The following is a 12,479-nucleotide window of genomic DNA, read 5'->3' on the forward strand; positions in this document are numbered from 1 at the left end:
TAACTTATAAAGCAGTATATGGGGCTTAAACGACTGGATTCAATGGAAGAATAAAAAAAAGGAGGTAATTGCTTACCTCCTTTTTCAATTTGAGTGACTTGTCTAAAAAAGACCTACTCTGCAACAGCTGCTTGGTTATCTGAGTTGCTGTAAATCAACAGTGGTTCTGACTCACCATTAATTACCGACTCATCAATAACAACCTTGCTTACATCAGTTGAAGATGGCAGTTCGTACATAGTTTCTAGTAGAACACCCTCCAAAATAGAGCGTAGACCACGAGCGCCTGTTTTACGATTCATTGCTTTCTTAGCAATGGCACGAAGGGCATCTTCACGGAACTCTAGCTCTGTATCCTCAAGCTCAAATAATGCAGCGTACTGTTTTGTCAGTGCATTCTTTGGCTCACAAAGGATTTGGATTAGCGCTTCTTCATCAAGCTCTGTCAGTGTTGTTGTCACAGGTAGACGACCAATGAATTCTGGAATCAGACCATACTTCACTAGATCTTCAGGTTCTACTTGAGTGAACAATTCACCGATAGTTTTGGTTTCGTCTTTTGAACGCACTTCTGCGCCAAAGCCGATACCTGAACCTGTTTCTACACGTTGTTCAATCACTTTATCTAGGCCTGCAAATGCACCACCACAGATAAATAAGATCTTAGACGTATCCACTTGCAAGAACTCTTGCTGTGGATGCTTACGGCCACCTTGAGGTGGAACTGAAGCAACTGTACCTTCAACAAGTTTTAGTAGAGCTTGCTGTACACCTTCACCAGACACGTCACGCGTGATTGATGGGTTTTCAGCTTTACGAGAAATCTTGTCGATTTCATCGATGTAAACAATGCCACGTTCCGCTTTCGCTACGTCGTAATCACATTTCTGAAGCAACTTCTGGATGATGTTTTCAACATCTTCGCCCACGTAACCCGCTTCGGTTAGTGTTGTTGCATCTGCCATTGTGAAAGGAACGTCTAGGAAACGAGCCAATGTTTCAGCCAGTAGCGTTTTACCACTACCAGTAGGACCGATAAGAAGAATGTTACTCTTACCTAACTCTACGCCTTCAGCTGTCGTATCACCATTACGTAAACGCTTGTAGTGGTTGTAAACTGCAACTGCTAGCACTTTCTTCGCGTATTCTTGACCGATTACATAGTCGTCAAGATGTTCACGAATCTCACGCGGCGTTGGCAGCGATTCCGATTCTTTCTTAGGAAGAACATCTTTAATTTCTTCACGAATAATGTCGTTACAAAGATCGACACATTCATCACAAATGTAAACAGAAGGACCTGCGATTAACTTGCGAACTTCGTGTTGGCTTTTGCCACAGAAAGAGCAGTAAAGCAGTTTACCGCTACCACCCTCTTTGCTTTTATCTGTCATTCGCTAACCTCTTAGCCTTAACTCTCTATGCTTGAGTGTATATCAATTTGAATCACTTTGCGTTAAACAATTGCCCTGCAATTATTGACCGCGGTGATTAAGAACTGAATCCACCAAGCCGTATTCTACTGCTTGATCAGCAGACATGAAGTTATCACGATCGGTATCGCGCTCAACAACTTCTAGAGGCTGACCCGTGTGCTCTGCCAATAGTTTGTTTAGCTTTTGTTTGATCGTTAGGATCTCTTGCGCGTGAATTTGAATATCAGACGCTTGGCCTTGGAAGCCGCCAAGTGGCTGGTGAATCATTACACGTGAGTTTGGAAGCACGTGACGCTTACCAGGAGTACCACCCGCTAGTAAGAATGCACCCATAGAGCAAGCTTGACCCATACATACTGTGCTCACGTTTGGTTTGATGAACTGCATTGTGTCGTAGATAGACATGCCTGCTGTTACACTACCGCCAGGTGAGTTGATGTAAAGATAGATATCTTTGTCTGGGTTTTCTGATTCCAAGAAAAGCAGTTGAGCCACGACAAGATTTGCCATGTGGTCTTCCACTTGACCTGTTAAGAAAATGATTCGTTCTTTTAATAGACGAGAATAAATATCGTAAGAACGTTCACCACGGGAAGTCTGTTCAACCACCATAGGAACTAGTGCGTCCATAATCGATGGCATTGTATTTTTTTCTTGGTAGCTCATATTCTTATGTCCCTAAAATAAATGGCCCGAATGATTAAATCATACGGACCATTGTTAGCAGAATTGTTGACCGTACGTCAACCTTCTACGTCAGATATTACTATATTAAGCAGGTTGCTGATTCATTAGCTCGTTGAAGCTAACTTCTTTATCAGAAACTTGAGCTTTAGCGATGATTGCATCAATAGCTTGCTCTTCTAGAGCAACATTGCGCATGTTGTTCATCATTTGCTCGTTTTGCTCGTAGTAAGCAATAACTTCAGATGGATCTTCGTATGCTGTAGCCATCTCTTCGATGATAGCTTTAACTTTCTCGTCGTCAGCTTTTAGCTCTTCAGTCTTGATTACTTCACCAAGAAGAAGACCTACAACTACGCGACGTTTAGCTTGCTCTTCGAACAGCTCACGTGGAAGTTGGTCAGCAGCTTCAGTGTTGCCACCGAAACGTTGAGCAGCTTGTTGACGTAGAACACCGATTTCTTGATCGATAAGAGCAGAAGGTACGTCGATGTTGTTTTCGTTAACTAGACCGTCGATAGCTTGCTCTTTGATGCGGTTCTTAACAGCTTGCTTAAGCTCACGCTCCATGTTCTTACGAACTTCAGCTTTAAGACCTTCAACACCGTCAGCAGCGCCGAACTTAGAAACGAATTCTTCGTTTAGTTCTGGAAGTTCACGAGCTTCAACTTTGTTTAGCTTGATAGAGAACTTAGCTGCTTTACCTTTTAGGTTTTCAGCGTGGTAATCTTCTGGGAAGTTTACGTCGATTTCGAATTCCATACCTGCTGTTTTACCAACGATACCGTCTTCGAAGCCAGGGATCATACGACCAGCGCCCATCTCTAGTGGGAAGTTCTCAGCTTTGCCGCCTTCGAACTCTTCACCGTCGATAGAACCAACGAAGTCGATAGTTGCACGAGAACCAGCGTCAGCAGCAGCTTCAACTTCAGTCCAAGTTGCTTGTTGCTTACGTAGAGTTTCGATCATCTCTTCAACGTCAGCGTCTTTAACTTCTACTGCTGGTTTCTCAACAGTGATGTTTTCTAGGCCTTTCAGCTCAACTTCTGGGTAAACTTCAAAAGTTGCGTTGAATACTAGGTCAGCGCCTTCGTTGTTTTCAACTGGTGCGAAAGTAGGTGCGCCAGCTGGGTTGATTTTCTCTTTAACGATCGCTTCGATGAAGTGACGTTGCATTACTTCGCCCATCACGTCTTGACGTACTGCTTTGCCGTACATTTTAGCAACCATCTTCATTGGCACTTTGCCTTTACGGAAACCATCGAAACGACGGTTTTTCGCGATGTTGCGTAGTTCAGCTGTAACTGCATCTTCGATGTTAGCAGCAGGAACAGTAATATTAAGACGGCGCTCTAGGCCTTCTAGCGTTTCAACAGTAACTTGCATTATATAAACCTCAAAACTGGCTCAGTAATCTGAGCATATGAGCCGTAACTTAGCTTTAATTCAAAAGCAGACGTTGTTGGCTGCATCCTTGTGTAGTGCTCTATCCGAACACCTAATTTAAAATCGAGCATTGATGTCTGAATTGATCATTCAACCAAACACCAGACTAATCAGCGATATCTTCGTTCTTCACGCGCCGATTAAAACGCAACAAAGCTTGTTTTCAGAAACAAGAAAGGTATCTCCGATTAGCCTCAGGACAGAAATTTTAGACGCGACATTCTAGCGATCTGTTTAATCTCTGTCGAGCCGTTCACCTCTGCATAATGATGAATGCTCTAAATTCGTCCAACTAAGTGATACAAAAACGATCAAATCATCACTTAGCACAACAGAAATGGGGACAATAGCGACTTTTTCAAGGGAATCGAGGGCTTTTTTTGCTAAAAACCTTAAAAAGAGATCTTGCTCTTGTTTTACCCCTCAGAGTCGATAACTTTTTCAACAATCACTGTTACAAACCCTTAACCTATACCCATCTGGCACTCTCGGCTTTCAGTAAAAACTACCGCTCTTTGCTACCATAAATGAGAGAAGACAGGCTTGATTATTTACCAAAGAAATTAGCGGAGAGCCTTCATGTTTCAAGCTTTTAGAATCCCAATACTATTAATGGTCACATACACTTTACTGATGGTGTTTGGTGGTCATTGGGTGTGGAGCACGAGCCATGAAAGTTTGTTAAATGATCATCAATCCAAACTGGACCGTTTTTCGGTTCACATTTCAAGTCAATTGGACAAGTTCGCGCACATCCCCGAGCTACTTTCAAAAGACAAAGAGCTGGTCGATGCCCTGCACTCTCCCAGTAACTCTGCGCAAATCGAGCTCACTAATCGCTATCTAGAACACGTAAACTCAGTGATTCAAGCATCCGACACTTACCTACTAGACAGCATCGGCACCACGATTGCGGCCAGTAACTGGAATCAACCGCGTTCGTTTATTCGTCGTAATTTTGCTTTTCGCCCCTACTTTCAAGAAGCGATTCTTGGCAATGAAAATCAATATTTTGCGCTGGGTTCAACCTCAGGAAAACGAGGCTATTATTATTCTTACCCCGTCTCCTATGCCGCCGAGATTATTGGTGTCATTGTCGTAAAGATGGATTTATCGCTGATTGAAGCAAGTTGGAAAGGCAAACAAAGTTTTTTTGTTGCCGACGATAAAGACCAGATCGTATTCATGTCGAGTAACCCTGAGTGGCTATTTAAGAGCCTTCAACCGCTAAGTGAAGAACAACACACTCGAATTCAAGAAAGCAGGCAGTACCTCGATACAAAAATAGAAAGCCTGCACTTCTCCGGCGATTTGGAGGGTGCCACCAGTCGGATTGAGTCACCGCACAAACTCGTCCAAGAACAATTTTTTAGCTCTTCGCGCTTCTTAGCCGAACCAAAACTCACCATTCGGGTATTTTCTCCAACCCACTTAGTTTGGTGGGACTTGGTTGCTTACCTTGTGGTTCTGAGCCTTATCTTTGCGATCATTTATCTAACGATGCAGCTCAATCACCATCGACAGCAAAAACGTGCTCAGATAGATAGGCTGCAATCCGAGGCCAAGCAAAAGCTCGAATTTCAAGTGCTTGAGCGAACATCCGAGTTACATGTCGAGATTAAGCACCGCATCGAAACCGAACATATGTTGAGACAAACACAAGATGAGCTTATCCAAGCTGCCAAGCTGGCAGTGCTAGGGCAGATGTCGGCGAGCATCAGTCATGAACTGAATAACCCACTCGCTGCAATTCGCAGTTATGCCGACAACGGCCGACTGTTTCTTGCAAAAGAGAAGACTGAGCGTGTCGATGACAACCTATCGCGAATCTCGGCACTCACTGATCGCATGGCTAAGATCAGCCACCAGCTTCGCTCTTTTGCAAAGAAATCCACCGCGGAAGAGCTACACACTTTGCAAATACTCCCAGTTTTACATTCATCGAAAGAGCTGATGAAACCACAACTCAAGAGCGAGCGAGTGAAGGTCAACGAACTTCCTGAGGCCTTTGATGCTTGCGTTCTCGCCAACGCCATTCAACTGGAACAGGTGGTCATTAATCTGCTGACCAACGCGATTCAGGCGATGGAACAACAAGACGACAAACAATTAGCTATTCTGTTAGAGATTAGGGAATCTGACCATCAACAAGCCAAGACTTTGCTGATACACGTTGATGATAACGGCCCCGGCTTCACCTCCCCTTCGAGCGGAAACTTTTTTGAACCCTTCCATACCACCAAGAAGAACGGACTTGGACTCGGGCTATCTATTTCTCAACAAATAATCAGCGGAATTAACGGCAAGCTAATTACCGGTAGCAGCCCTCAAGGTGGTGCTCGATTCAGCATTGAGTTGCCCCTTGTTGAACAAGAACATCAAGCAAAACTCAGCGATAACCAGAAGACAAAGAAGTAAAGGAATCACTATGTGTCACGTCTATTTCATTGATGATGAATCCGATCTAAGAATGGCCATCGAGCAGAGCTTCGAGCTCGCAGACATTGATGCTGAATTCTTTCCCGATGCGGAGTCTGCACTGCTCGCGATTCAAGAGAACGGCTTACCCCATGTAATCATCACTGACATATGCTTACCAGGTATCTCAGGGCATGACTTACTCAACACCGTGATGCACAAAGACAAAGAGATTCCCGTAATTATGATTACGGGTCACGGCGATATTTCGATGGCTGTTCAAGCAATCCAAGATGGTGCCTATGACTTCATAGAAAAGCCGTTCGCCAATGAGCGCCTCATCGAAACCACCAAACGAGCGATAGAAAAACGTCAACTCACCCTAGAGAACCTTGAATTAAAGCGTTCACTCAAAGCCAGCCAAGCGCTCGGCCCTAGAATCATTGGTGATACGCAATCCATGACGGAGCTGCGTTCCATTATCACCCATGTTGCCGACACCAATGCCGATATCTTGTTGTTTGGTGAAACAGGTACAGGTAAAGAGTTGGTTGCACGTTCTCTGCATGAACAAAGCAGCCGTCGAGAGCAAAACTTTGTCGCGGTCAATTGCGGTGCGGTGCCTGAGAACCTGATTGAGAGTGAGCTGTATGGCCATGAAAAAGGGGCATTCACTGGCGCAGAAAGCAAGCGAGTGGGTAAATTCGAGTTTGCTCAAGGCGGAACTCTGTTCTTAGACGAAATTGAGTCCATGCCGATGCAGGCACAAATTCGCCTATTACGCGTCTTACAAGAACGCGTTATTGAACGGGTGGGTTCAAACGGTTTAGTGCCACTAGATATTCGAGTGATCGCGGCAACCAAGGTCGACCTAAAAAAAGCCGCTGAAGAAGGCACTTTTCGCCAAGACCTCTATTATCGACTCAATGTTGTGACCCTGGATTTACCGCCATTAAGAAGTCGACAAGAAGACATCCCTGCACTCTTCCACCACTTTTTACTGGTCGCAGCAGCGCGTTACGGCAAGACAGCCCCAGCCCTTCCACAAAAGGAACTGCATGCGCTTTTAGCTCACGATTGGCCGGGAAATGTTCGAGAATTACGTAACACTGCAGAACGTTTTGTGCTTTTAGGTAAGCTTTCTCACTTGTCAGACAGCACCAGTGACACAACTCAAGAACTGTCCTTGGCAGAGCTGGTATCTGACTTTGAGAAAAACACGTTGAAGCAAGCACTTATCGAATGTAATGGCAGCATAAAAGAGACCATGGAGAGGCTGCAACTGCCACGAAAAACCCTCTACGATAAGATGCAAAAACACCAGCTCACGAAAGAATCTTATAAGGTAGAACCAAACTAAATTAGATTTGGGAGCGAGATCACCTATACTTATTTCGATAACGGGATGTTATGCAATAAATGTAATAAGGAAGTGACTATGGGTGAGAAAACAAAAGTTCCTTCGATCACCGATACTTTGGAGATTGATGGTGTTTTTTATACTGACAATCATGTCGATTTATACACACCAGAACTCGAGGCAAAACGCGCTTTGTATGAGCAGATAAATCCTCAATCAAATTGTGGTAGAAATATAGATGAGGAGGTCTAGTGACCTCCTCATTTTTTGTGGATTAAATTCTATGTCAGTGAATGGCTCAAATAACTACTTAGTTATGATTTCCGGCCCCATTAATGTGGTTGGTAACCATGTAGATACCCAAGGCACGTAAGTTACGATAATCAGGAATAAGAACATCACGCCCACCCAAGGCAGTGCTGCTTTCACTACGTTCATCATCGACATCTTGGCGACACCTGCGGTCACAAACAGATTGAGCCCGACCGGAGGGGTTATCATCCCTATCTCCATGTTCACCACCATCATGATGCCTAGGTGAATAGGGTCAATGCCAAGTGCAATTGCAATTGGGAAGACCAATGGCGCAACGATGATCAGCAAGCCCGAAGGCTCCATGAACTGCCCACCAATCAAGAGTAGAACGTTCACCACAATCAAGAAGGTGATCGGCCCTAAACCCGCAGAAAGCATAGATTCAGTGATCATTTGAGGGATACGTTCTTCTGTCAGTACGTGCTTAAGAATCAGAGCGTTGGCAATGATAAACAGCAGCATGATCGTCAGCTTACCCGCATCGTAAAGCGTATCTTTGGTGTCTTTATGGAAGAAGGTTTGGAACACCTTAACCAGCGCTGGCTTGGTGTTGTTCTTATCCGCAAAAGGCCCCATATCTTTATAAATGAAATTGGCAATGAAGAACGCGTAAACCGCTGCTACTGCCGCCGCTTCGGTCGGAGTAAAGATACCGCCGTAAATACCACCCAAAATGATAACAATCAGCAATAAGCCCCAACTTGCGTCTTTTGCGGCTGCGAACATCTCGCCCCAACCAACAAATGGCTGTGCAGGAATCTTCTTAATGCGCGCTGCTATGTAGATAGCGATCATCAGCATCACACCCGCCAGCAAACCTGGAATAACGCCGCCCAAGAACATACGACCTACCGATACATCCGTCGCCGCCGCGTACACCACCATCACGATTGACGGTGGAATCAAGATACCCAAGGTACCCGCGTTACAGATAACACCTGCCGCGAATTCTTTTGAATAACCGTTTTTAATCATACCCGCGATTACGATACTACCGATCGCCACTACCGTTGCTGGAGACGAACCAGAAAGAGTCGCGAACATCATACATGCCACAACAGATGCCATCGCTAAGCCGCCACGAAACCAACCCACCATCGCGATAGCAAAGCGAATAATACGTTTCGCCACACCACCAGTAGACATAAAACTTGAGGCCAAGATAAAGAAAGGAATCGCTAAGAGTGTGTAGTGGCCTGCAAATGCATTAAACAACGTTTGTGCAACTGAAGCTAATGACGCGTCTGAATGCATCAGCAAGAATATGATGCTCGATAAACCTAGTGAAATTGCAATTGGTACACCGACCAACATGAAAGCAATTACCATTAAAAATAGAAATAACATTGCCATGATTAGTCTTCCTTACCGTTAGATTTTGTACCCGACTCATTCGCTTTATTCTGCGTAGTCGAATTCAATACCGCTGTTGCATCTTCGTCCGAGCCTGCGAGCACGTCTGCTTTCAATGCATCCAACTCTTCTTCGGCTTCATGGCCTGCAATCATACGATCAAGCTTGCCTGTGACGACTTGATAAGCAACTTGAGCAAAACGGAACGTCAGCATTGCCATACCAATTGGCAATGCCATATAAGGAATAAAACGTGGCAGCTTTTCGTATCGCTCGCCTTCATTCAGCCAATCAGCAAGAAACTGAAGCATTTCTGGCATTGGGATATCGTCGGTCTCATACCATGCGCGATCGGTCGCGAATGGGTACCAATAATTCCAAGAGCCGATAAGAAGTAAGATTGAAAATGCTAGGCAGCTTGTGACGGCGATTAGCGCATATACTTTGCGTAGCTTTTCTGGGGCAAGATTGATGATCACATCAACGCCAATGTGGAAGTGTTTTTTAACGCCATAAGATGCGCCGACTAACACCATCCAAGCAAACATGAACACGGTCAGTTCTAGTGCCCATAAGATGTTGTCATTGAATGCGTATCGAAATACCACATTGGCAAAAGTAAGTAGCGTCATTGCGCCAAGAAAAAATGCGATTAGTGACTCTTCAATCGCATCCGTAACTCTTCCGACTTTGGAAAAAAGAGAGGTTTCCAGTGCTGATTCGCTAGAATTTGGTTGTTCCATTTGAGGCTTTTCCATAATTGACTCCGCTTATAATTGTTTTAATAAGGAGTGACGAATGCTCGCCACTCCCTTAGCGGTATTATTGGTTTGAAGCTAACGCTGCATCGATAAGGTCTGAACCGATGTCTTTTTCAAACTTCTTCCATACTGGTTGAAGTGCCGTTACCCATGCTTCGCGCTGTTCTGGCGTAAGCGTGCGAACCTCACCACCCGCTTCGATGATGTTGTTTTTGTTTGCTAGGTTAACTTTTGAAGATTCTGCGTTACGCGTCTCAGACACTTCTTGAACGATAGTGCCAAGTTGTGTGCGCACGTCTTCAGGTAGGTCTTTCCAGAAGTCGTTTGACGTTACAACTAGGTAATCCAAGATACCGTGATTGGTTTCAGTCACGCCGTCTTGTACTTCAAAGAACTTCTTACCGTAGATGTTTGACCATGTGTTCTCTTGGCCATCGATAACTTTAGTTTGCAGGCCACCGTACACTTCTTTGAAAGACATCTTCTGTGGGTTAGCGCCTAGTTGTTCAAACTGAGCTACCAATACATCCGATGCTTGAACACGGAATTTCAAACCTTTTGCATCTTCAGGGCTGATAAGAGGTTTGTTCGCCGACATTTGTTTCATGCCGTTGTGCCAGAATGCTAAGCCTTGAAGACCACGACGCTTCATCGCATTCTTCAGTTTTTCACCAGATTCTGAGTTTTGGAAACGGTCAACGGCTTCTACATCTTCAAATAGGAAAGGAAGGTCAAAAATGCGGTATTTCTTAGTGAATTTCTCAAATTTAGACAGCGATGGCGCCGCCATTTGAACATCACCATTTAACAGGGCTTCCAGTACCTTATTATCATCGTAAAGGGTCGAGTTAGGGAAAACTTGCATACAAGCTTTGCCATTCATTTCCGTGTTTACTCGCTCTTCCAGTAAAGAAGCGGCGATGCCTTTCGGGTGCTTATCGGTATTGGTTACATGACTGAATTTAATCACGATTTCACCAGGGTCACAGTTTGCAGCGGCATTAAAACTTGTGAGCGCAAGAGCAGATACAGACAGCAGGGTAAGAGGCTTAAACATTATTATTCTCCTTAGTAAACAAAGCAGCCCTTCAATGGGAACTGCGTGCTTTCACTAAGGCAATTAGCGCGCCACATCGACACAACTCATTAACATCCCTTTAACCGCAAGGCTTCATCCGATATTCCTACAGTTGTCGCTAACTCGTTGCATAAATAAATGGGTGGAAAATGACACATAGAATATTTGTAAATGGGTGGAAGCTGACCAATGTATTAGCAATGAATGAGGTCTGACCAAAAGCCACATTACCGATGATGCCTTGAAGTAATTTCAACCGATCCTGTAGAGTGCTGCACAACTTAGTCAGAATTACTGATCCACTACTTACCAAGAGTTGCTACCAATGAGTCAGATCTACCATCACCCAGTACAAATTTACTATGAAGATACCGATCACTCAGGTGTGGTTTATCACCCTAACTTTCTTAAATACTTTGAGCGTGCACGCGAGCATGTGTTGGGTAGCGATAAACTGGCGGAATTGTGGAATGATCACGGATTAGGTTTTGCGGTGTATAAAGCCAACATGACTTTCCAAGATGGCGTTGAGTTCGCTGAGATCTGCGACATCCGAACCTCTTTTGAACTCGATGGCAAATACAAAACCTTATGGCGACAAGAGGTATGGCGTAAATATGCCACTAAACCTGCCGTGATTGGTGATATTGAAATGGTTTGCCTAGATAAAGACAAGCAACTGCAGCCAGTGCCAGCTGAAGTATTAACAGCGATGCTTGGAGAAACGAGCTAACTTGGCCTCACCAAACTCACTTAAAAGAGATGAGACGACGAAAAGGTTCTCATCTCTATTTGCATGGGTTGTAAATTCCCGCCAAGCGTAACCGCAAAACGATACTGGTCATCTAATCGCCCCAAGCAACATTGCCAATCTGTAGAACTATCGTCTTGTTGAGCACAATACAGATCCAACCCAATCTCGCTATATAGCCTGATTTCGTTATACAAGCCTGATTGAAAGCCTGACGAACTGATCTCCAATGTTTTCTTAGTCAAATTAGATAAATCGAACGAAAAGCTTCGTAACGATGTGGCTAGCCCGTTGCCTGTCGCTTTGATATACGACTCCTTCAGCGCCCACAGATCGAAAAAACGCTCTCTCTGCTGCTCTTTATTAAGTTCAAGTAAATCCGCCAGCTCTTTATCTGAAAAGTAATGCTTCATAATCGAGTCGATATTGGTCGAACTTCTCGCATGTTCGATATCGACACCTAATTGAACTGGCTTCCCTAGTCTATGGCAAACCGCGATTAACAAATGTTCTTTGCTATGACTGATATTGAAATTTAACCCCGTCTTGAGTTGCTGTTCGGCGACTAAACTTGGCTTTCCTTTCTCGCCATATTCAAAGCGCCACGCTTCAGGCACGAATTCAGAATAGCTAGACAACACCTTTCTTAGGTAGTTACGAACATAAAGGGCTTGAATTTGAGATGAGGGCATTCGATAACGTTCGACTTTCGCTATTTCATCGACCGTGAGTGACTGTTTGAGATGTGACTTACTACCGTTATCATCACGTAAATCACCCAAAGAACATAGCCACAAATCAACAACTGGTTTTTCCAATTTACTCACATTCACTTCTTCAAACCACTCATCAGAAAAACATCAAAACGAACAAATTT

At 44.3% G+C, this 12,479-nt stretch carries 11 protein-coding genes and 1 pseudogene; 4 read left to right on the forward strand and 8 right to left on the reverse strand.

What is annotated here, in order from left to right; genetic code table 11:
• Positions 1-113 precede the first annotated feature (113 nt).
• The 4 genes and pseudogenes from clpX to BCT34_RS24810 all read right to left on the reverse strand — a co-directional run.
• Entirely contained in the window at positions 114-1,394 is a 1,281-nt protein-coding gene (gene clpX, locus BCT34_RS22130) for an ATP-dependent protease ATP-binding subunit ClpX (RefSeq protein WP_009847283.1), read from the reverse strand.
• Positions 1,395-1,475: 81 nt separating this feature from the next.
• Positions 1,476-2,102 (reverse strand): ATP-dependent Clp endopeptidase proteolytic subunit ClpP, encoded by a 627-nt coding sequence (gene clpP / locus BCT34_RS22135; protein ID WP_004736080.1) that lies wholly within the window; start codon positions 2,100-2,102, stop codon positions 1,476-1,478.
• 105 nt (positions 2,103-2,207) lie between these two features.
• A complete protein-coding gene (gene tig, locus BCT34_RS22140; RefSeq protein ID WP_076654728.1) occupies positions 2,208-3,506 on the reverse strand; it encodes a trigger factor in 1,299 nt (432 codons plus the stop codon).
• Between the two features lie 294 nt (positions 3,507-3,800).
• A pseudogene (locus BCT34_RS24810) lies at positions 3,801-3,983 on the reverse strand (hypothetical protein); the annotation flags it as partial.
• Between the two features lie 162 nt (positions 3,984-4,145).
• On the opposite strand from BCT34_RS24810, the gene BCT34_RS22145 reads away from it, so the two are divergent.
• From BCT34_RS22145 to BCT34_RS24520, 3 genes are all read left to right on the forward strand, one after another.
• Positions 4,146-5,984 (forward strand): ATP-binding protein, encoded by a 1,839-nt coding sequence (locus BCT34_RS22145; RefSeq protein ID WP_076654729.1) that lies wholly within the window; start codon positions 4,146-4,148, stop codon positions 5,982-5,984.
• A gap of 10 nt (positions 5,985-5,994) precedes the next feature.
• Positions 5,995-7,344 (forward strand): sigma-54 dependent transcriptional regulator, encoded by a 1,350-nt coding sequence (locus tag BCT34_RS22150; protein WP_076654730.1) that lies wholly within the window; start codon positions 5,995-5,997, stop codon positions 7,342-7,344.
• A gap of 78 nt (positions 7,345-7,422) precedes the next feature.
• Positions 7,423-7,596, forward strand: coding sequence for a hypothetical protein (locus BCT34_RS24520; RefSeq protein ID WP_165690307.1), 174 nt, complete (start codon positions 7,423-7,425; stop codon positions 7,594-7,596).
• Positions 7,597-7,650: 54 nt separating this feature from the next.
• On the opposite strand, the gene BCT34_RS22155 is transcribed toward BCT34_RS24520, so the two are convergent.
• The 3 genes from BCT34_RS22155 to BCT34_RS22165 form a co-directional block, all read right to left on the reverse strand.
• Positions 7,651-9,012, reverse strand: a complete 1,362-nt coding sequence (locus BCT34_RS22155; protein WP_076654731.1) for a TRAP transporter large permease — start codon at positions 9,010-9,012, stop codon at positions 7,651-7,653.
• Between the two features lie 2 nt (positions 9,013-9,014).
• Positions 9,015-9,770, reverse strand: coding sequence for a TRAP transporter small permease (locus tag BCT34_RS22160; protein ID WP_076654732.1), 756 nt, complete (start codon positions 9,768-9,770; stop codon positions 9,015-9,017).
• A gap of 64 nt (positions 9,771-9,834) precedes the next feature.
• Entirely contained in the window at positions 9,835-10,830 is a 996-nt protein-coding gene (locus tag BCT34_RS22165) for a TRAP transporter substrate-binding protein (RefSeq protein WP_017071719.1), read from the reverse strand.
• Positions 10,831-11,176: 346 nt separating this feature from the next.
• Here BCT34_RS22165 and BCT34_RS22170 point away from each other — a divergent pair, with 346 nt between their 5' ends.
• A complete protein-coding gene (locus BCT34_RS22170; RefSeq protein ID WP_076654733.1) occupies positions 11,177-11,584 on the forward strand; it encodes a thioesterase family protein in 408 nt (135 codons plus the stop codon).
• A gap of 20 nt (positions 11,585-11,604) precedes the next feature.
• Here the strand turns inward: BCT34_RS22170 and BCT34_RS22175 are convergent, their stop codons facing one another.
• Complete coding sequence (locus BCT34_RS22175) at positions 11,605-12,420, reverse strand: 4'-phosphopantetheinyl transferase superfamily protein (protein ID WP_076654745.1); 816 nt, start codon at positions 12,418-12,420, stop codon at positions 11,605-11,607.
• Positions 12,421-12,479: the final 59 nt, after the last annotated feature.

Source organism: Vibrio sp. 10N.261.45.E2, assembly GCF_002875705.1.
In the GTDB taxonomy this organism is placed as follows: domain Bacteria; phylum Pseudomonadota; class Gammaproteobacteria; order Enterobacterales; family Vibrionaceae; genus Vibrio.